At 32.0% G+C, this 21,621-nt stretch carries 23 protein-coding genes; 4 read left to right on the forward strand and 19 right to left on the reverse strand.

The genetic code is table 11. The features are described from left to right. Positions 1-131: 131 nt before the first annotated feature. Both J8L88_RS14125 and J8L88_RS14130 read right to left on the reverse strand, forming a co-directional pair. Positions 132-647, reverse strand: coding sequence for an N-acetyltransferase (locus tag J8L88_RS14125; protein ID WP_118385631.1), 516 nt, complete (start codon positions 645-647; stop codon positions 132-134). Then, positions 644-877 (reverse strand): hypothetical protein, encoded by a 234-nt coding sequence (locus J8L88_RS14130; RefSeq protein ID WP_027391959.1) that lies wholly within the window; start codon positions 875-877, stop codon positions 644-646. Before J8L88_RS14130 ends, J8L88_RS14125 begins: the two co-directional genes overlap by 4 nt. A gap of 166 nt (positions 878-1,043) precedes the next feature. Between J8L88_RS14130 and J8L88_RS14135 the strand changes: the two genes are divergently transcribed. Then, positions 1,044-1,454, forward strand: coding sequence for an Lrp/AsnC family transcriptional regulator (locus J8L88_RS14135; protein ID WP_118385630.1), 411 nt, complete (start codon positions 1,044-1,046; stop codon positions 1,452-1,454). 112 nt (positions 1,455-1,566) lie between these two features. Here J8L88_RS14135 and J8L88_RS14140 read toward each other — a convergent pair whose 3' ends face one another. Continuing rightward, positions 1,567-1,995 (reverse strand): VOC family protein, encoded by a 429-nt coding sequence (locus J8L88_RS14140; protein WP_118385629.1) that lies wholly within the window; start codon positions 1,993-1,995, stop codon positions 1,567-1,569. 418 nt (positions 1,996-2,413) lie between these two features. Further along, positions 2,414-2,869 (reverse strand): hypothetical protein, encoded by a 456-nt coding sequence (locus tag J8L88_RS14145; RefSeq protein WP_118385628.1) that lies wholly within the window; start codon positions 2,867-2,869, stop codon positions 2,414-2,416. 160 nt (positions 2,870-3,029) lie between these two features. On the opposite strand from J8L88_RS14145, the gene J8L88_RS14150 reads away from it, so the two are divergent. Genes J8L88_RS14150 through J8L88_RS14160 form a run of 3 tightly spaced genes read left to right on the forward strand, consistent with a single transcriptional unit; the run spans position 3,030 to position 4,636 of the window. After that, a complete protein-coding gene (locus J8L88_RS14150; RefSeq protein WP_211061034.1) occupies positions 3,030-3,707 on the forward strand; it encodes a DUF4386 domain-containing protein in 678 nt (225 codons plus the stop codon). Then, the gene (locus J8L88_RS14155; RefSeq protein WP_118385627.1) at positions 3,704-4,156 is read left to right on the forward strand and encodes an MBOAT family O-acyltransferase; all 453 of its coding nucleotides are present in this window, start codon (positions 3,704-3,706) and stop codon (positions 4,154-4,156) included. Before J8L88_RS14150 ends, J8L88_RS14155 begins: the two co-directional genes overlap by 4 nt. 12 nt (positions 4,157-4,168) lie before the next feature. Further along, positions 4,169-4,636 (forward strand): nuclear transport factor 2 family protein, encoded by a 468-nt coding sequence (locus J8L88_RS14160; protein WP_211061035.1) that lies wholly within the window; start codon positions 4,169-4,171, stop codon positions 4,634-4,636. A gap of 17 nt (positions 4,637-4,653) precedes the next feature. Here the strand turns inward: J8L88_RS14160 and J8L88_RS14165 are convergent, their stop codons facing one another. The 15 genes from J8L88_RS14165 to J8L88_RS14235 all read right to left on the reverse strand — a co-directional run bounded on the left by J8L88_RS14165 (position 4,654) and on the right by J8L88_RS14235 (position 21,616). Next, entirely contained in the window at positions 4,654-5,235 is a 582-nt protein-coding gene (locus tag J8L88_RS14165; RefSeq protein WP_118385626.1) for a Crp/Fnr family transcriptional regulator, read from the reverse strand. Between the two features lie 98 nt (positions 5,236-5,333). Next, positions 5,334-5,975, reverse strand: coding sequence for a DUF998 domain-containing protein (locus tag J8L88_RS14170; RefSeq protein WP_118385625.1), 642 nt, complete (start codon positions 5,973-5,975; stop codon positions 5,334-5,336). 519 nt (positions 5,976-6,494) lie between these two features. Next, entirely contained in the window at positions 6,495-7,145 is a 651-nt protein-coding gene (locus tag J8L88_RS14175; RefSeq protein WP_211061036.1) for a suppressor of fused domain protein, read from the reverse strand. A gap of 81 nt (positions 7,146-7,226) precedes the next feature. After that, positions 7,227-7,967, reverse strand: a complete 741-nt coding sequence (locus J8L88_RS14180; protein WP_211061037.1) for a hypothetical protein — start codon at positions 7,965-7,967, stop codon at positions 7,227-7,229. A gap of 79 nt (positions 7,968-8,046) precedes the next feature. Continuing rightward, positions 8,047-8,604: a hypothetical protein gene (locus J8L88_RS14185; RefSeq protein WP_118385622.1), complete on the reverse strand. Its 558-nt coding sequence runs from the start codon at positions 8,602-8,604 to the stop codon at positions 8,047-8,049. 126 nt (positions 8,605-8,730) lie between these two features. Next, on the reverse strand, positions 8,731-10,755 hold the full coding sequence (locus tag J8L88_RS14190; protein ID WP_211061038.1) for a DUF262 domain-containing protein: 2,025 nt from the start codon (positions 10,753-10,755) through the stop codon (positions 8,731-8,733). Between the two features lie 313 nt (positions 10,756-11,068). Next, positions 11,069-11,476: a DoxX family protein gene (locus J8L88_RS14195; protein WP_211061039.1), complete on the reverse strand. Its 408-nt coding sequence runs from the start codon at positions 11,474-11,476 to the stop codon at positions 11,069-11,071. 85 nt (positions 11,477-11,561) lie between these two features. Continuing rightward, on the reverse strand, positions 11,562-12,065 hold the full coding sequence (locus J8L88_RS14200) for a Crp/Fnr family transcriptional regulator (RefSeq protein ID WP_211061040.1): 504 nt from the start codon (positions 12,063-12,065) through the stop codon (positions 11,562-11,564). 223 nt (positions 12,066-12,288) lie between these two features. Continuing rightward, the gene (locus tag J8L88_RS14205; RefSeq protein WP_211061041.1) at positions 12,289-14,049 is read right to left on the reverse strand and encodes a hypothetical protein; all 1,761 of its coding nucleotides are present in this window, start codon (positions 14,047-14,049) and stop codon (positions 12,289-12,291) included. Beyond that, positions 14,042-16,255, reverse strand: coding sequence for a DUF4175 family protein (locus J8L88_RS14210; protein ID WP_371813670.1), 2,214 nt, complete (start codon positions 16,253-16,255; stop codon positions 14,042-14,044). The genes J8L88_RS14205 and J8L88_RS14210 overlap by 8 nt, the downstream gene beginning before the upstream one ends. Next, positions 16,255-17,553, reverse strand: coding sequence for a BatA domain-containing protein (locus J8L88_RS14215; protein WP_211061042.1), 1,299 nt, complete (start codon positions 17,551-17,553; stop codon positions 16,255-16,257). The genes J8L88_RS14210 and J8L88_RS14215 overlap by 1 nt, the downstream gene beginning before the upstream one ends. A gap of 1 nt (position 17,554) precedes the next feature. Continuing rightward, complete coding sequence (locus tag J8L88_RS14220) at positions 17,555-18,451, reverse strand: DUF58 domain-containing protein (protein WP_211061043.1); 897 nt, start codon at positions 18,449-18,451, stop codon at positions 17,555-17,557. A 12-nt stretch (positions 18,452-18,463) separates the two neighbouring features. Beyond that, positions 18,464-19,465 carry a MoxR family ATPase gene (locus tag J8L88_RS14225; RefSeq protein ID WP_211061044.1) on the reverse strand — a complete coding sequence of 334 codons (1,002 nt, stop codon included), beginning with the start codon at positions 19,463-19,465 and terminating at the stop codon, positions 18,464-18,466. A 14-nt stretch (positions 19,466-19,479) separates the two neighbouring features. Then, entirely contained in the window at positions 19,480-20,100 is a 621-nt protein-coding gene (locus J8L88_RS14230) for a DUF4159 domain-containing protein (protein WP_118385613.1), read from the reverse strand. 199 nt (positions 20,101-20,299) lie between these two features. Continuing rightward, positions 20,300-21,616, reverse strand: a complete 1,317-nt coding sequence (locus tag J8L88_RS14235; protein ID WP_118385612.1) for a TldD/PmbA family protein — start codon at positions 21,614-21,616, stop codon at positions 20,300-20,302. Positions 21,617-21,621: the final 5 nt, after the last annotated feature.

The raw sequence follows: 21,621 nt of genomic DNA on the forward strand, positions 1-21,621 counted from the left end.
CTACAACTGTCTCTAGTTGCCAACTAGCGATAGCAGGGTTTTCTTATTCATTATCGGAAATAGTTCATTTCCTTTATCCTAGTTTTTCATAAATCAATTCCTGTTCATCGATTTTAAATAGTATTGAATACTTATATTTTTTTTGAGAAAACTATATTTTCATACGCTTTTCCATTGACAAGAAAGTTTAATTCTCCTATATTTTTGAATTCATTTCTTTCATAGAATCTAATGGCTCTATTATTTTTTATGTAAACCGTAAGCCACATCGTATCTAATTGTAATGCTTTTATTCTTTCTTCAACAAAAGTTAGAAGTTGCTGTCCAATTTTTAATGGAATAAATTCATTTTGAATAAAGATTCTTTCTAATTGACAACTATTTTGAGAGGCAATATTTTCATTTTTTGCGTTTACCACCAATTTTGCATAACCAGCAGGTAAATCATCTACATAGATAATATAGAAAAGGTTTTTAGGATTGCTTATATCTCGTTTCATTTTAGAAACTGAAAAATTCTCGTTTAGATATTTTAATAAGTTGTTTTTATCCTCTATATAATGCCCATGAGATTCGGCCCAGGTTACTCTTCCTAAAAGTGCTAAAATCGTTATATCCGTTTCTTTAGCTTTTTCTATTCTAATCATTTTCCATCCTTTTTAATTGTCAATCGTCTTAAATGATATCCATGCAGAAATACAGCAATAGTGCATCCTACAATTATTGGAGTTGCACTAATTATTGTGCCGTATAAAATGTAGACTGCATTAGCGATTAACGAGATTAGTCTTAGTTTATACTCACCTTTAGTGGACATTGAGTATAAGTTTATAACTAAACCTCCATAACCAATACAATCAATTAAAAATGGATTCATGTTTTATCTTTTTTCTATTTGAATATTTAAAATTGGAAACTACCTATCCAAAATCAACAAAACAAATATAGAACGTAAAAATTCATTTTTACATTACAATCAAATTAATTGAACTATATTTACATTCGATTGTATCGAATAACACATAAAATAATTTTGATTACAAATGGATATATTAGACAGAAAAATATTAGAAATGCTGCATATCAATGCTAGAGAAAGCTTTGCTACTATTGGAAAAGAAGTTGGGTTGTCTGCTCCCGCAATAGGTAAACGTGTTAGACAAATGGAAGAAGAAGGCATAATCGAAGGTTATGTTTTAAAGGTGAATCACGAAAAATTAGGTATTGAGACTAAAGCATATATAACATTAGTAATGCACCGAGGACCTGCAGGAACATCTGATGCTATAAAACAAATAAGTACGATGGAAGAAGTACAAAGTTGTGATAGAATTACTGGTGATGATTGTTTATGCATTTTAGGTTATTTTAGAAACAATAAGCATCTTGTTTCCTTTCTTGAAAAAATCGCTGAGTATGGTGCTTCTAAAACGAGTATTATTTTAGAAGTATAATACATTTCTTATGAAGGGTAAAAGGGATGTATTCTTTTAGAAATATCATATTAACTTTAATGGACAGAAACGTTCGGTTTTATTGGGTTATGGTTTTATCATTCTTAATTTTTTAGTTTGTTGAAAGATAATTTACCATCCATTGCACTCCGAATTTATCAGTAAATGTTCCAAAGTATGCTCCCCAAAATGTATCCTCTAATGGTGATGTTATTGTTCCTCCTAATGAAAGCCCATTAAACAACTTAATAGCTTCTTCTTTACTCTCTGGACTGATTGATATATAATAATTATTTCCAAACGTTAGTGATTGTCCGTTGGATTCAAGTACATCAGTCCCCATAAGGAAATTCCCAGGTCCTATTGGTAATCCAACATGCATTACTTTTCTCTTGTCTTCTTCCGACATTAAATCATTTTCAGGCATATCTCCAAAACGTCTTATTCCACCAACGAATTCACCACCAAATACAGATTTGTAAAAATTAAATGCTTTTTCAGTGGTCCCCATAAAGCTTAAATAAGTATTGATTGTTGCCATATTCTATTTTATAAGCAATTAATATGCAATGTTTTACAAATTATTTCATTATGTATTTAAGTTACTAATTTAGCAAATACAATCTCAATTCTTTGTTCTTGGAGCATTAATTTAACTTCTATTATTAGTTATTTAAAGATCTGTCTATTTTTATAAATCAAAAATGATAGCCTATAAAAAACCAAAAATTGTTTACGAATTTATGCGATGAAATTGCAGTCTCTCCCCACTTTGTTTCGGGAATATCATTGACGTAATATCTCTAAGCTGACGTTAAGTTTACAACTAGTGTACCACGCAACTTTAAGCATATCATTTATCAAAAATGTATCAAACAAGATTTAAGACTCTTTAGTGTGTTTTATCACGAATATTGCCACTAGTTAGAAACTAGCGGGAGTGAAGGTCGCTAATTTCTTTAATGAATTGGAATAGTGCTAAGAAAAGTCCAGATTATAAACAGAAATTGTAGAGGAATTCTAAACCATAAATATGCCAGACCGCTTCCGTCAAATGTTCCTTTTTGGTAATTTATATTATTTATTGAAGCATAAATATTAGCTGGTAACATTAGTAGAAGAAAAATAATTAGTGTCCAACCAGATATATATTTCAATCGCGGAATAAGAAGGCTTATTGCAAGTAAAATTTCAAATACACCTGTTAGATGAACGAATACCCCTTTATATGGAATAAATTTAGGTATCATCATAGACATTCCTTTGGTAAATATAAAATGTCCAATTGCTGTAAACACCAACATTATCGACATTGCAATTCTTCCTGATAATGCAAAATCATATTCCTTGTTTATAATTTTGATAGCAAACAAGGAAATTACAAAACTTGATAAAAGTATAATTAAAGGTTTCATATAATAAGATTATTGAAGTACAAAAGTCAACAAGGAATTCCTAAAAAAAATTGACTTTGGTTAAGTAATAGGTTTCTTATTTATTTCACTTCTTAACCAAAGTCAATTTATAACTTTATAGATGGCTATAGATTTGTATTACTATGTAAAATACAAAACTATGAAAGCAATGACCAAAGCTTCGGGGATTGCATACCTATTAATTTTCATTTCCGGTTTCTACGCAAACTTTGCAATTCTAGAAAATCTGGTAGATTTAGATAATAGTGAACAAACAACCTTGAATATTATAAATGATTCCATTCAATTTAGACATGGGTTGATTGCTTTTTTTATAATGCTAATTTCAGATGTGTTTTTGATCTGGTCATTATTTAAAATCACAGAACCAACTCAAAAAATAGTACCATATATAGCTTCCTTATTTAGAGGTTTACACGCTTCATTTTTTTTAGTTGCTCTAGTCCAATTAAATAAGATCTATACTATTACTTCTGGCAAAACAAACTCTTCAGAGTTACAAACTAGGGTAATTGATTTGTTCAAAAAATTCGATGAATTTTGGACTATCGGTCTTCTATTTTTTGGAATCCATTTATTATCACTTGGTTTTTTGGCTTTTAAATCTAATTACATAAATAGATTTATTAGTTTTTTATTGATTATAGCCGCTTTAGGTTATTTTATTGATGGATTATCAAAACTATTTTTAGTTAGCTATAATGAATATCAATCTTATTTTCAGGCAATTGTTGTTTTTACTGGTGTAATTGGTGAGTTGTCATTTACGATTTGGTTATTGGTTAAAGGCTTTTCACAAAAAACCTTTAATATATGATATCTTTAAATAACTATGTAAAAAAGCGAAATGGTGTTCCGCTTGGACATTCGAATTCTTTAGGTAATATGTTTAAAAGGTCTTTGGGCGCCAACTCTTTTGATTTGTTTTGGGTACACTGGAATCCAATATGGAACTACTACCTCAATAAATATATTTATAAACCATTAAAAAGAGTATGTCATTCGTATGTAGCTCTAGTCTTAACGTTTGGTTTTTCAGGATTTGCACACGATTTAGCTGGTCTTTTAATTTACACAGAATTATCTTTCCTATTTACCATTTGGTTTATAATTATGGGAGTTTTAGCAGCTGTTTTTAAAAGGAATAAGATTTATTATAAAACACAAAAGAAAGAAGTTAACTATGGTTTTAATGCAATATTAATTGTCAGCAGTTTTTTACTAGCAAAGTGCATACTAAATGGAATTTATTTTTTTAATACGTAACCAATATCAATTATGAAAACACTTATTAAAATATTAATAATCTCGATACTCATACTTTTTACAACAACTCAAACTATAGCGCAGAATGTTACTAAGGCGCATAAGGACTCATTAGAAATTGGAGTCCAAAAATACTATGATGTAAACCTTAAGACATTTCAAGCTAATTCTACAATAAAAGATATTGACTTAATTTTTGAGCTTTTTACTGATGATTTCACATATGTTCATCCAAAATATGGAGGTATTTATTCTAGAGAAAACTTGTACAACGGTTATGTTCGAAATCAAAAAAATGGAGCGTATAATGGAGAAATCGTGGATATTAAAATAAAGAATAAAATTGTTGGACTCAATGTTGTCATGGTTAAAAGAAGCTATATGTTAAAAAACAATGGAAGAATTGAAGAAGGAGAACCGCAAGTGACACTTTTTGAATTTAGAAAAGGTAAAATCTCTAAAATATTTGAATATTGGTAGTAAAGTAAAAACAACTATTAGGATCTATTTTTCATAATCCTTTTTCTAATTCTACTTAATGATTCTGGTTTTACACCGATGTAACTTGCTAAATAATATAATGGAACTCTATTTAACAGCTTTGGTTTATCATTAAGTAAACTTACATAGCGTTGTTCGGGTGAAGAGATTAAATAAGCAGCCAAAGAATCCTGTTGTTTGCCCAAGTCTTCTTCTACTGAAGTTCTACACAAGGCTTCATACTTTGGCACTTTTTCTATAAGCTCCTTTTCTTTATCCTTATTTAAAACAGCAAGTTTACAATCTTCTATACATTCAAAATAGTGTTTAGCAGGAGATTGTTGATGCAGACTTGTAAATGAAGCGATTGATGTGCCTTCCTCGTAAAAATTAGTTGTTATTTCATTACCATCGATGATATAATATTTACGAACTAATCCAGATAAATTTTGATATGATTCTTTTGAGACTTGACCTTCTTTTAATAATATTGTCCCTTTCTCAAAGGTTTTGATTGGAATACAATCTTCAACTATTTTAGCTTCTTCATCAGAAATCTCTATTGCTTTTCTAATAAGTTCTACTATTTCACTAAACATTATGCTATTTTTATCTTATTTCAGTTTTATAGCCAAATTAAAAATTTGGCGGTCTTTGTTAAAAGTTCTAAAATTTTGGTCAAGAACTGAGCCCTGAATTAATTATAGCCCTTGTTACTTATTGGTTTTTTATTTTTTATTACAATAGCACAAAAGATTACCCATATAACAAACACCAACTCTACCATTCTTTGATAAAGTCCGATATATTCAGATTTTGAGTTAGAAACTAATATATATACAAGCAACATACTAATTGCGCCAAACACAATTGATTGTAAAGAAAACGTATTATTGAGCCCTTTTTTTAATTCAAATCCAATTAAAATCATAAAAACAGGAACAAATAAATAAGTTAGTATACCCACAAAATTATGAATTAGCTGAGAAGAACTAGGATCAATTAATTCTTTATTACAACCAATGTCACAAGGAAATATTCCAACAACTACTGTAGCTAACCCATAAAATATTCCGATTCCGCGAAATCCTATTTTCAGTAGTTTAGACGGTGGAAAATATCTCACTCCAAGAAAGCAAAATAAAGCAATAAGAATACCACTTGGAATATAACCAAATATTCTAAAAAAAATTCCATATTTAGTATCAATTGCATAAGATTCACTTATATATTGACTGAATATGTTATAATTTTCAATTAGAAATCCACCTAAAATAGAAGAGACTACAAAAAGACTAACTCCTAGTATTCCTATAAAAAAAGTGATTTTATTGTTCATTCACTATTATTTTAGGTCTCTTTTATGCACTTGCAGGTAAGGTCTTCGTATATGACTAGTTCCAGCCCAGGTACTTAGTACTAGCTACACGAAAAATTAATTGTTTTTATAAAACTAGTAATTTTTTAGGTAGGAAGCCTGATATTAGTTCTATGTGTTTTTATTAGCAGTTGATTCAATTACACCTGACCAATCTTGAGATCGAATCCGGATATTTTCTAAGATTAAAGTAAAACGGATAGTTTTTGACTTTAATTAGTTTATACCTATCGTAATGCAGCGAGTCCAAATTTATTTGAAATCTGCGATTAGTTTCACATTTAAAGAGGCTCAAATTGTAGTCCCAGCTGTTGTTAGATTATAACTAGTGTGCTACGTAATTTAGATATATCATTTATAAAAAATGTATCAAATAGGGTTTAAGACTCTTGGTTATGTTTTCTCATGAGTATTGCCACTAGCCGAAGATTAGCGGTAGCGAGTGGAGCAAATGAACTATACGAATTGTTAGCAGTTGTATTATTTTCTTTTTAGGTCAGTTATCAATAATGGATTTTCTTTTTTTAACCTATCTAGCACAATCTTAGTTTCACCAGTCTTAGGGTTTTGCTTCAATTGCTCATATTCTTCCGTTGTAATTCCTACCATCTGTAAAAACTGAACATTTCCATTAGGTGTCTTAATTGTTCCCATTTCAGGGTCTTCAACGAAAGCAATTGCGGTAATATTAGTTTCCGTGTTTAATCTAATAGGTCCATTTGCAGGTATAAAATGATATTCTTCAAACCATTTTTTACTATTAAAAACATATTTTGCAAGATTTTGCATTAAGGAAATCACCCATTTAGGATCTTCGTTATCTTCCTCAAATGGGATTAGTCTAAATGTAAACTCAAATCCCCATCCACTAAATTCCTCTTCACAATTATCCAGATCATAGTACAAGTTAGACATTCCGTAAGACACAAAATGATAATGGTTATTTTGATTTTTACTTTCATAAATACTAACTCCATCTAATGGATCTTCGCCACCAAGCATATATTTGATAACTGTTCCATAATGTTTAGGTTCTTGGTTTGGGTATAGTTTTTCTGTCAATTTATCCAAACTTAACCACCCAACAGCTTCATCTTCTTCAAATTTTCTTTTATATTCTTCTTTAGTCATTTCTTGTTATAACTACTAACGTTTTATATATGTTGTATTTACTTCCCAAAGGGAGGATATGAACTATACAAACTGTTACACCTAGTTTTCATTTTTTTTGAATTTCAAAATAGATTCATTTTTAGGATTGTAAAGATGAAGTTCTTTACCGTCAAGTTTTACAATTTTTATGAATTCAGTTTTGTTTTCACTTTCAATGACAAGAGTCTTTTTATCTTTTTCGATTTTCCAAATACCAATAAGTTCTATATCAAGTGGTGCATTGTTTATGAACATTCCATCTTTTTTGAATTCGTAATTAACGACCTCATCTTTATTGTGTTTAAGTATTACCCCACTCTCTTTTCCATCTTTTATTCGTCCATTATAAAACCATTTTCCAAGTAAGTTTTTCGCAATTATTTTTAAGCCTTCTATTTTATCTAGTGAATTCTGTTGAATCTCAATAGCAGCCTTTTGGTCAGATTTTATTAATTGCCATTCTCTATTTTTCTGTTTGAATATGATTTGATTTTTACTAATCTTTTTAATTATAACTTCATATTTATAACCTTTTGATGAACTGAATTCGTAAGTACTTTCGCTAATTAAAGACCATGTTCCGCTTTCTGATTTCCCCATTACAATTTGAGTATAATTATTTTGGTCGAATGAAAGAGTCATGTCTTTAAAAAATTCATTAGCCATTTTAAGTCCTTGTTCATCTATTTCAATATGGTCAGGGATTTTTTCATATTTCCATTTTCCTGCTAAAAAATCCTTCTGCGCAAAAGAAAATGAAGTTATTAGTAGTAGCGTTAAAATTAATAATCCTTTTTTCATGTTGTTTATTAAGGTTAGGTGTAACGTCCATTCTATGATGCGTTTGCATCCTCGGGATGCTTATACATTATACAAATTGTTAGCAATAGATTTTGTTATATTTATTTAGTAAATAATCTTCATTATCATCTTTTCCATAAGCATCCGCTTCTGTTATATGTCCGTCAATTCCACTAATTCGTGTGATCATTTTACCTTGTCTGAAAACTATTTGAAGTCCATGCTCTTCTTCCCACTCACAATTACATTTTATACTCACATAAATATCCTTATCAGACCATATTCTTCGCTCTACGTGAATCTCATTAAAAGTTATGTAATTCCATATTTCTGTTTTATTCTTTATGTCAAGAAACTCTTGAAATTCATCTCGATATTCTTCTTCAATTCCATTTACAAATTCAATACAACTTTTATGTATCAAATTCGTAATGGTTTCATAGTCCTCTATTTTTGTCAAATTCTCTAATGCACTATCAGCTTCTGTTATAAAATTCAAGTCTTTTTCAGGAACAAATCCAGTGAATGTAACAGGTAATTCCTCATTTTTTAAAATAGGGGCTTTTAAATTCCCACCATACCACCATTCATCAAATTCTTCATCCTGTTCAAGTTTTCCCACAATGTTCGAGTTCATTGATTTGTTTTTCAAATTATTACTAACGTGTTGTATATAAAAAGTAGGAGGTTGTGAAGTAATAAACTTTAGTTCAAGTTCAAAGTTTGACGAGAACCACAAAACTTGATTTTATTATTATACCTCCTATTTTTTATATACGTTGTTGGCAGTAGTTAAGTCTGCTAACTTAATTTTTTCTTTTTCAAGTACAAACCCTAGATTTAAAAACTCAATTTTTTGTTTAATGTTTCCAATCGGTAATTCCCATCTTTTTTCTAAGAAGCTTAATAGCCTTATTCCACGTTCTAATATTTGAGTTGCAGTCCATTCTGTATTTTCCGTTAATTCATTTTCAGAATATGAACCAAATCTAAAGCCAACCGTATTTTCTGAATTTGCTATTTTGTCTTTAAAGCATTTATTCTGAAAACTAGAGTTCTTGGGTTGTGAAAGTGGAACTAAATTTCCAAGAGAATGTCTTAAAATACGTCTTTCTTTAGAAGTATATTTAGAGAAATGTTTTTTCCAACATTCTTTTCGTCCGTTTTGCGGAAAAATATGCTCTACCGTTTTATAATCACTATCGTTGAATTGATCCCAGTTTAATTTTTCTCTTTTTGTTTTAGATTTTTCATAAAGAGTTAAATCATATTCATATAAGAAATAGTGAATACCATCCCATTTGTAAAAACCATTGTTTTTAAAAGATTTTCTTATATCTTTTTTGTTTTCGGAATCATTATATGATTTATTGTTTCTATCTACTATTAATTGAATTAATTTGTCTGATGATATTTTATTTTCAATCAAATCAGTTGATAACATAACAAAGTTTGCGTGTTGAAGTGAATATCTATATAAATAGGTCATTGTTTTAATGAAAGAAAACCTCTCAAGTGCTTTTAACAATTTTACTCTTTTCTTTTCTGATTTTTCTATTTCGAAGAAAACCATTATCAAAACAGCAACTGTAGTGATTGAACGTCTATTCAATTTGCTTAACCATTTAGTTTCCTCTAGTGTGAAATAATTTTCAAGTTTAGGGTTGAAAATTTTATACCAAGTCTCTACCGATTTTTGTAAACTATTGACGTATTCATAAACATTTTTAATAGTTATTCCTGTTGGTAAATTATCGCAAAGGATATTTTTGGTTACAAAATGTTTTTCTAATAAAAATATCGGATATTCTAGATTTTTTCTTGTTCTTCTTGACATGAGAAAATATTGAAAAGATATCTCTTCTGTAAAATCAGTTTTAACTTCATCAAAGATTTTTCTTCCAAAATAGATTAAGAAATGATTACGTAAAAATTGGTCATCATCTAATGGTTGGTTTTTGTTTCTACCTAAATTATGATATATAGATTTCCAACATTCATTCACTCTTTTACGAAGTTTATTTTTCTCTGATTCTGAAACTTCAAATTTAGTAGATAAATATATAAGCCTATTTTTTAATAATTCTAAATATGATAGAGGTTTTCCTCTATTATTCATTGTTTCAAATGCAATAAAAACATCGATATCTGATGATATTGAATATGAATTAAAAAGAAAATTTTGAGTTAATTTTTTATATATATCTTCAATCTGTTTGAAATTTAAAAGGGAAAGTTGTTCTATAAAATACTCCTTCGCTTTTTCTAAGTTATTTGTGTAAATAGTTTCAGGCTCTGAGGAGAACTCCTCTAAATTTTCTTTAAATATTTTTAACTTTAAATAATCATAGCTTGGGTTATCTTTTTCATATCCAAAGATATACGATCTTGAAATTCCTTCATCTTTTGATTCATAAATATATTTTTTTCGAATTTCATTGACTGTATTATAATTTAATTTTTCGTTTTCTGGAATAAACTCTGTAATAGCTTGGATTAAAATTATTGATGTTGTTAATCTTTGCTGTCCATCTACTATATAAAGTGGTCGGTAGCTTTTGGATTCAATAATCCATAAATCGTCATCCCATTTTTTATATTGTCCTTCGGATACCTCTTCTACAGTCAATACTCCTATATAATGATTTTTACCTTTATCTAGTTGTACCAAATCAGCCCAAAAATCTTTTAGTTGCTTATTAGTCCAAGCATATCCTCTTTGATAATCAGGTATCCTATAAATTCTTTCAGTAAATAATTTAGATAAAGATTCTAATGATGACTCCATATAAGTTTTTTGTAATTCTGATTATGGTTAAATTTAATATAAAGTTACTACACAAAATTTAAATTGGTAGTAAAAGAAATTAATAAAGTTTCTTTATTTAGGGAATTACTGCCAACGTCTCGTATAAGAAACGTAGGGCAGGTGATAAGCAATACGTTTCGTGTTGGTACTAAGCTAAATATAACATTTTGCTTTTATCTTTTTTGTTGAAAATGTCAAATTTTATATTTGGCGACTTTATGAACAAGCATAGGCTTTCAAATTAAGCCTAAACCGCCCTATGTTTTTTTATACATTGTTAGCTGCTGCCTTTTTATTTTTTTGGTTCAATAGGTATTTTCTTTAATCTTCCCCAAGCCACATAAACTGCCATTCCGAGAATCAAGAAGTTGAATATTATGGAAGAGTATTCCCCTCTGTAGGTATGCAAAACAGAAGCTAAAAGCATAATTATTGAAATTCCAATACCTGCGTACGCTGTTAGTTTTGGTTTTATACGTAGCAAAGCAGGTAGGACAAATCCAATTCCACCCAATAACTCACTTAATCCTATAAATCTAATTAAAAATTCAGGTGTATCAGTAGTCCAAGGAAGCGAAATGGATAATTCACTAATGGGTTGGCTTAATTTCATTAAACCTGCCATAATGAACATAATAGATAGTAGTACTTGTACTATCCAAAGGGAAATGTTTAAAATTCTATTTTTTGTACTTGCCATAATTTTGCTTTTTAATTTATAAGTGCAAAGTTGAGAAGTATTTATGCAATGAAAATTAAGGTATCTTAAGAAATGAGTTCGCTAATTACTTTTTTGAAATATTTCTTCTTATTTCACTTAAGTATTCAGGAGTAACACCAATGTAAGCAGCAATTAATTTTAAAGGAAGTCGGTTAGTTAAAGAGGGATAAGTATGTAAAAAGTCAATATATCTTTCTTCAGAATTGGACGCTAGTTGACTGATTAATCGCTTGTTTAAGGAAATGATTGAATTAGTCAGTTTTTTATAGAAATTTTCTTGAATCGAACTTTCAATGTCATTAATATTCTCTAAATCTTCAAAACTTATTTTTTCTACAATTGAATTTTCTATTGCTTCAATAAAAGTTTTCGAAGGAACTCCGTTTACCAAACTATCTAAGTCAGAAATATACCATCCTTCTGGGGCAAATTGAATAATATGTTCTTTCCCATTTTTATCGATTACATAGCTTTTTAAGCAACCTTTTATAACTTGATAGGCACTTTTACAAACATCACCTTCATACAGAATTATAGTACCCTTTTTTATTTCAGTTTTTTGTTTCAATGAAGATTGTGTTTTGGTTGTAGGTAACATGCGGATATAGTTACCTTATTAAAAGTATATTTTCATTTGTAAATGATTACAAACACTTACAAATGATTATTACTAATACTTATCTTTCTTTGTTAAGATCTAAAAATAGGGTAAAATTTCCCTAAAATCCAAATAAGATATATTCTTTTTATCAAGAAATCAGCTTTTATAAAATAGGGAAATAAGCATCTAGTTAGGTAGTTTCTATTTTGGGCACTAGCCATAGATATCCCATACAACATAGAAAGAAGATATATAACCCTATTGGATTTATGGGTGCTACAGGAGCCCTTGTTGCTGTGGCTGTAGGTATGGATCGATCAAAGAAGCGACTGTTTTGTTGCATCTTATCATATACCAACTGTGATCGCCAAGCGATGGTATCCGTCACATAATACTCCAATACCGTAGTGCTGTCTTGTGCAATCGAGATTTGGTGCCAACCTAGCTTTTTAGGATAGGTGGTTCCCTGCCAACGATTGGGTATGTGTATGTCTTGCTGCATCGCTATGCGATATCCATCTGCTATTATTACTTCTGGTGTAGCTACTTTGGTTCTAAGCGTAGCAATATAGGGTTGATCTTTTATCGCTAATAATTGGTTGGTATCCCAATCTACCTCAGCAATTTCTTTTTTAGCAATTGCTGTAAGTATTCCTGCCCATAGTTGTTGATACTCTTGGGTATTGCCATCCAAAATCAATTCATAAGTACCCCCTATTACCGTAGTGCCTACTTTTCCTTTTCCTATATATTTATATCCAGAAATGATCTTCTTATCTGTATTGCGATGTACGGCTAGAATCTCTGTTTGATTATTAAAAACAAAGGGATAAGTTGTTATCTTGGTTTTTGGTGCAATAGGCAGCTTCGTTTCTGTACGTTTTACCGATATATAATCAAATCCTGCAAATCCTTTTCTGGATCTAAAGGAGGTTTCATCGGGCTGGATAAACACGCCCAATCCTTGTTGTCTTACTGCATTCTCTAACGCTGTGGTCGCATTTCTTCCAAGATTCTTGATGGTATTAGCATCTAAGATCACCAGATCAAAGGGACTCAGGTTTTTCTCAGTAAAAGCACCCATCGGTGTTCGGTCTCTATTAAAATACTCGAACTTAAACTTTCCTTTGGTTATTTTACTCTTTACCAATACCTCGTGGCCCATTTCGGAGAGGTAATTTTTTAGATACTTGGTCTCAAACGTAGGAAAGTCATTAACGATCAACACTTGTAATTTTTTACGATCCTGCACCTTCATTGGAATTGGATCCTTAGCTACTATTTTTCCTGTAGCGTCTTTTTCGGTTACCCAAAAGATATAGGTACCACTCGCTTTTAATTTGGCACGTAAACTAAAAGATTGTTCTGCATCTGCAACCAAGTTAATAGAATCCAGGCCATTGCCTTCAGGTCCTTCTAGTACCAATCTATTTCCTTTTATTGGATTGTTATAGATCCCTTCTAGTCCAAACTCTGCTCCTACTACTTTTTCTTGATCATATGTATATCTAATGATTCCTGTGGGAATATCTCCAGACACATACTGTACCTGATTATTCGCTAGCTGCCAAAAATCAAAAGGCGCTACACCAGATCCCAATACAAAAACGGTATCAGAAGTTGTTGCTTTCCCAAAAATGGGTTGATTCTCTATATAATCAACCGTCTGTAATCGTTTATATATTTTTTTTAAACTGTCTAACTGTGATCGCTCATATCCTGGAGTTAGTAGTGCTACTTTGGTGTTTTTAGGCAGTATCGATCGAGCAGGTTTTAGCGCGATGATCGTTATAGATATCACGGCAAGAAGCGCAACCGTGATTCTGATCCAAAACTTTGGTTTTCCCCAGAGAGATAATTCTTTCCAAACAAAAACTAACCATAGTACCAGCGCACCACACCCAATCTGCCACATCCAATTACTATGTAAAAAAGTAATATTCTCAATCATGAATTTCTAACTCTTTTACTAATAAATCATTTATTTCGCTCGATTGCTGTGCTGTTTTTACAGGATTTGGTGATACTGCTGGTAGTGCCATAAATAGTCCTTTTTGCAATGCAATCAATGCTTCTTGTGGGACTGTTACATCTTCAGAAATCCATTTTAGCTGTTGTAATGTTTCTAGGTATTTTCCTGGATCTTCTATCGCTTTTATGGCTAGCTCATTTCCGGCTTTGCCAAAAAGTTTTTTATCATCCTCCGTAATCCCCGTTTTTTCTGAGATGAGTGCTTCTAATCTAGCGATCGATTCACGTATTGCGGGATACAGATCTTCTTGTTCTAGTTCTTCTGTTTTTCTATACCCAGGTACTTTATCAGTTTCGCCCGTCAATCGTTTATCTTCTTTGATGGGTGGCGGATCAAAACCGATGCGATGTACATAAATACGCGCACTGTTTTTTATATCCTGGATTAGTTTTAGCGCTCTGTTCTGATAAGGCAATGATTTTTCTGGTGTGTATAATCGTAAATACAGTTCTGCATCCCACATTTCATTCAGTGCTTGGCGTAACTTGCTCTTTAGTGATTGCGTAAAGAGTGTAGACTCTTCTGGATCATCATGATTATGTAAATATTCTTCTAGAGGATCTTCCTTTTTTTCTTTTTCCTCTACCAGATTATGTTCATTATGACTATCGTGTTTATGGGTGTATTTTGCTAATGGATCTTCTTCCTCGTGTCCTTCTTCATGACCGTGTTCTTCTTCGTGCTCGTGCTCATCATCATGTTCATCACCTTCTGACTCTGATTCATCTCCCATAAATTCCGCATACTTAAGGCGCAATACTTTCTGATCAAAACCTAACTCGTTACTTCTGGATTTATACTCTTGGGTAGTCATTTTAGATTTGTCCTTAAGAAGTTTTTCGGTATCTATAATCAATTGTCGTTGGCTTCTAAAATAATCTGGCATCAGGTCTACTCCCATCGTTCCTTCTACCGCAAAAGTATCGGAAATGGTATCCTTAATTACTGCAAAAAAGGTTTCGCTTCTGGAAATATTGGCTTTAGGTCTTTTGCGATCCAAAGCTTCTACATAAAAATACAGCTCATCACCTGGTTCCATATTCATCTGATCTAGGTCAATCCTTTTGGATAGGTTTAGATTTTTATTTCCTGTAGTTACGTTGCTAAAATTGAGTTTCTCTTCTCTAAATTTTACCGATTCACCAGAACCTTTGCTCACTGTAGCAATAATATAGGCATCTTCAATCCCATAATCATCTTTAATTTCTGTGATAAAGGATACTTTTTTAGATTGCTCATAATCAAAAGAAGTAAATTGTTTTATTCCTTTAATGGCCACAGTAGGACTCTTATCTTTTGTCACTTCGATAGCATACAAATCTGACACATACGAGTTGTTTTGGTGATCTGTAAACTTAAAATTATAAAATCCAGAAGTGCTAAGCACAGTGTTCCCTTTATATACTCCATCGATCTGTTCCATAGCATACCTATTGTCTGCACTTTCTATAGTCACTTCTTTAATCTCTTTATCAAACTGTATCTGCCAAGATATGCGCGATCCTTCTACCGCTTTGATATCCATTGTGGTTGTTTTGGCAGCAGGAAGTTGTGTATATCGTGGATATGTAATAAGTAGTTCTTGCTTTAGAATTTTTGGCGGTGCTGTTGAAATCTCAGTAGAATCCGTGGCTGTAAAAACAATGGTTTCTGGAATAGTTTTGGGCTGCTGAGATTTTTGTATTGCTCCAAATAGATCAAATTTGTATAACACAAAACCGATCAACACACATACACTTACCAATACAATTCCTCTAATCAAATGATGCGGAGGTTTGATGGTTTTTAGCTTTGTGATCAATACATCCTGGATTCTGTGTTGCTGTATTCTGGCTAAACCAGATAAATGTTCTTCTGATGCTAATAGCAGACTCGTACTATATTCTGTACCCTCTAAATGCAGATCGATATAACTAGCAATATTTTGTAAACTCTTTTTCCATGGTTTTATGATCATTGCAGCAATACTTGCTACCACAAGTAGCGCAATCACAGTCCATAAAACACTAGAGGAGACAACATATACAAGAATTGCAGGACCTGCGGCATATAAGACCACTTCTAACCAAAGCATCAGTTGCCATCGTTGTCTAAATCCAACTAATATATTATATCCTGATCTCACTATTGTTTTCTATATTTTGCGATACTTCGTTCTGCTATCAATCCAATTGCTACTAATAACCATAACCATTTAGAAATATCTAACAATTCATATTGTTTTTTATCTCCTGCACTCACAGAAGTTATGGGTTCTAATTCTGATATATCAATACTTCGCATATCATAGTTACCGATATCCAATTTTTCTTCTTTATAAAAATCAAACAATTGTAAAAGTTGTTCTGACAGGTGTTTATCAATACTATTCTCTCTATTCAACGGTTCTGTGAGGTAAAAAATGGTGCTCGAAGTCCCTGCTTCAATAATAGTATTAGCAAATGTATCTGGACGATATACCAATAATTTTGTTATCGTATTAGGAGCAATCGCTGTAGATAACCAAACTACCAAATCATATTCTAAATACGCTATGTCTTCTGTTGCTGTTCGTATTTCGATATCTATAGTTCTCTTTAGATATTTTGATATTGCATTTAGCGATGCTTCAATATATTTTTTTTGAGTTTTTAGACTATCTGTATACACCAACATCACCTTCGCTGTTCGTTCCGCTGTAAGTGCTACTGTTTGCTCTTTTCCTTTAGCCGAAAAGAGTAAACTATCATTTGTTATAGTATACCCGAGTGTATTGCTATTCTTCGCTACTCTTTCTTTACTAAAAGATGCTACATTTTGATCACTTGTAATTGACAGTATTTCTACTGTATCTTTTGTTTTAGTTACGCTGAGGACTCTTTCTACAGGTTCGTTACTATCCAATGCGATCCAAGTACTATTTTTAGAAATCGTTGGTCGAGCTCCTTTTAACCCGGTTATCTTTGCGCTTGTAAAAACAACAATACTATCGGAACGCAATGTTTCCATATCTTTTGCTAATTGCCAATAGTTAGGTGTTTCGTCATTTTTAAAATCAAACTCATCTTTATCCAACTCAGGGAAACCAGTCTGTAAGAGTCGCAGCGATGCTCCACTCTCTAGAGTATCTACAATGGTTTGTATCCTCTGATCTTGTACCAACGTAGGCTCTATGATATATGTTATTGGAGTCGAATTCGCTCTTTTCTTAATTTGAAATCCAGCAATTAGGAAAACTAACATTGCTATTAATACCATTCTAAGAATTAGTAGTAATAATTCATTCAATTGGATGCTTCTGGATTGTTTAGAGTCTGATTCGCTTAATAATTTAGTACTACCTACTTTTATTGTTTTTCCTTCTTTTTTACTCCAAAGGTGTATGGCCAAAGGTACCAAGAGTCCTAATAATGCCCATAAATATGTAGGATATAAGAAAGACATATCAGATTAGATTATTTCGTTTTTTAAGGAACACTTGTAACGCCTCTCCGATATGATCATTTAATTTAAACATATGATAACTAATATCGTTCATCAATAAAGTATCTTTTGTAGTACTGATCATGGCCTCTAAAGCCTTTAAGTATTCTTTTTTAGCGGTCTTCGTATCTATTTTTAGCTTTGCTCCTGTCTCTAAATCCTCGAATGTTACAGTTCCTTTATAAGAAAACTCTAATTCATTATTTCCCATAAGATGTAATACCACCACCTCGTTTCTAGGGGTTTTTAATCGTTTTATAAAAGAAGTTAACTCTTCATCATGCTCGTATAAATCTGTTATAAAAAAAATGAGTTCTTTATGATTGCGGTCATGTAAGCTTTTTGATGCATTTGGATTCGCAGGCCACTTGCCTTTATTCTCTATATTGGCCAGTTCTAATAAAAAGCGATTGTAATGCTGTTTCTGGATTTTAGGATATAAATCATATAAACGATCTTCGTTTAATCCAAACAATCCAATAGCATCGCCTTGTTTTTGAGACATATATCCTAATGAAGCTACTAATACTCTGGCATAATCCATTTTAGAAAGTTCCTGCTCTTTGTGTAACATAGAGTTACTAGCATCCAAAATAAATTTTATAGAAATATTGGTTTCTACCTCCGATTGTTTGATATAATATCGCCCTGATCTGGCCAGCATTTTCCAATCCAGCAATCTTAGATCATCTCCTGGTTCATAATTACGAAATTGCGTAAACTCCATTCCCGAACCTACATTACGACTATTGTTTAATCCAGACAAATACCCATCGACTAATACCCGCGCGATTAGCGATAAGCCAGAAACGCTTTTAATAAGTTCTGGTTTTAATAATTGATGATAATCCTGTCTCACGCGCTTCTTTTTCTAAGCTCCTACTTTTATATCTTCTAATAGATGATGTGTTACATTATCAGAAGTAATCCCTTCTGATTCTGCTCTAAAATTAACGATAACTCTATGTCTTAAAACGGGAATAGCCACGTGTTTAAGATCCTCTAAAGTCACCGATAATCTTCCTTGTGCTAATGCTCTTGCCTTAGCTGTTAATATCATTGCTTGACCAGCACGTGGTCCTGCTCCCCAATTGACCCATTCCTTTACATAAGAATTCGTTGTTGTTTCTGGTCTGGTAGCTCTTATAACTTTACTGACAAAAGAGATCAGATCATCGCTTATAGGGACTTCTCTAACCAAATGTTGTAACCTAATAATATCGTCCCCCGAAATTACTTTATTCAAGGTTTCTTTTTTCGAACCTGTCGTATTTTTTAGAATTGTTGTTTCGTCTGACTCCGTAGGGTATCCAATTTTTATGTACAATAAAAAACGATCTTGTTGTGCCTCTGGCAGTGAAAATGTTCCTGATTGTTCTATTGGATTTTGCGTAGCAAGAATAAAAAATGGTTTGTCTAATTCATATGTTTTTCCAGAATAAGTTACTTCAAACTCTTGCATTGCTTCTAACAAAGCCGCTTGTGTTTTTGGTGGTGTACGATTGATCTCATCCGCCAATATGATATTAGAAAAAATAGGTCCTTTATTAAATTTAAAAAACTTCTTTCCTGTGCTATAATCTTCTTCTAGTATCTCTGTACCAATAATATCAGACGGCATTAAATCAGGCGTAAACTGTATCCTCTTAAAGTTTAAATCAATGGCTTGAGCCAAAGTTCTAATCATTAAGGTTTTGGCTAAACCAGGAACTCCTTCTAATAGTGCATGACCACCTGCAAGAAAGGTAATTAATAGTTGTTCTATAGTTTCTTCTTGGCCTGTAATAACCTTCCCTATTTCCTTCCTTAATTTCTGAAGTTTTTCGGTAAGAATATGTACTTCTTGTTCTATATCTACTAACTCTTTATCCATATGAATTCTATCTTTTATGATGTTAATGCATACATCACGATATTAACACCAAATCGGGTATTGTCTATTTTATACCACCGTTTATTTCTAAAATCATAATCCCATTCGCAACCATAATCCTTGTTACTGAATAAAACTCCTATCCTTCCGTTAATAACTATTGCTTTTAAATAATCATGTACAATATCATCTCCCCATCCATTTAATTCCTGAGATGTAGTTGGAGGTCCATCTTCAAACTCAAAAAACACCTTATAAATTTCGTGATTATTAGGTATCTTTTTTAACGCTTGTGGACCGAAAATATCCCCCATCTGCCTAACAAAAGACTTAGAAAATAACCCATCAATATCGTGATTACAATCATCTGCAAAAACAAAACCACCGTTGTTTACATACTTTTTAAAGTTTTCTCTTTCCTTTTTAGTGAACTGTACTAACTTATGTCCAGAAATATAACAAAATGGGCTTTTGAAAATTTCATCACTACTTAATGAAATAATCTTCTCCTGAGTATCTACCTTTAATGTAGTATACTCCACAAGAGAATTTAACAGGTTAGAAGGCATCCTTTGGTCTACATCCCAATCTCCTGATTCGTATTGTAATCGTGTAAAGAAAAATTTATTGCTCAATATGAAATTAACTAGGTATACTAACGAAACAATATAGATCATTAAATACTAAATGATCTAAAATTAAAGTTAATTAGGATTCTCTTAAACCAATTACTACCATTAGAGCGCAATTAAAAAATATGTGATTTACACTATACATTTTAACTACGCTCTATCTGATAGTTTCTAATTTTTAGTTAAGACAGTACTTATAAGATTATACTGCATCAGAAAGACTGGTAAAGGTAAAGTCTCGTATCTTCATATAAGGCACCAGATTTCCGTCAATCCTAACCTGCTTCCCTAGAGTTTCTAGGTTATTTAGCATAATGATTGGGCTCTCGTTAAATCTGAAATTCTTAACTGGATATTTAATCTTTCCGTTTTCTATATAGAAAGTTCCATCTCTGGTTAGTCCTGTGTATAATAATGTTTGTGGATCTACAGTTCTGATATACCATAATCGCGTAACTAAAATACCTTTCTTAGTTCCTTTGATAAGATCTTCTAATGAAGCATCACCGCCTTGCATAATAAATCCATTAGGAAAAGGAACAGGATCTACTCCTTTTTTCTCTGCCCAATAACGACTATATGCTAGGTTTTTCACTACTCCATTTTCTATCCAACTTGTCTTTTTAAGTGGTTGTCCTGAACCGTTCCAAGTTCCTGTAGGCACTTCTGGATTTAAAGGGTCTGACCATATATTCACTCGCTCATCTACGATCTTTTCTCCCATTTTGGTTCCTCCTCCTTCTTTAGACATAAAACTACGTCCTTCATCTGCCGTACGTGCATTAAATGCAAACGCCATATTACCTAAAAGACCAACTGAAGCTGCTGGCTCTAAAATAACCGTATATTTCCCTGGTTCTATTGCCTTTGCTTCCTTAGACATTACTGCTTTATTGATCGCTACGTTTGAGGCTTCTACTGCATCAAACTTAGAAATATCATTGTAATCTCTAGTCACCCAACCAGATCCAGTACCATCATTACTACGCATAGTTACTGTAAAACTAGCATCTGTAAATTGGTTGTATGCAAACAAACCACTAGAGTTCATCATTGCGCTAAAACCTGCGGAGTCGTTAAAAAACCCCGCTGCAGTAACATCCTTAGCAGCAGCTGGTTCGATACTGCTATTAGCAACTTCTGCACGATATTCTGGTGATACCTTTGCTGTGGCTTCTTTATATGTAATCGATTTATCGTATGTCTGTGGTCCCAGTGGGGCCATAAATTCTGGATTCTCTGGAGAGAGTTTTGCCAGTTCTTCGGCTCTTTTTACCACTTTTTTTAATGATTCATCATCAAATTCATCAATCGTAGCTGTACCCGATTTTTTTCCAAAATTAGATTGTACAACCAAGGTTTGATTCGATCTGTGTCCTGCTGTAGACACTGTATTTCTAGCATAACGGATATTACCGCTTTCGCTTCCGCTTAAATTTACTTCACAAGCATCTGCAGTAGAAAAGCTCAATGCCTTTTCCATAATCTGTTTTGCTTCTTCTTTGGAATATATTGCCATGATAT

The sequence above is a fragment of the Aquimarina sp. MMG015 genome, from assembly GCF_018100855.1.
In the GTDB taxonomy this organism is placed as follows: domain Bacteria; phylum Bacteroidota; class Bacteroidia; order Flavobacteriales; family Flavobacteriaceae; genus Aquimarina; species Aquimarina latercula.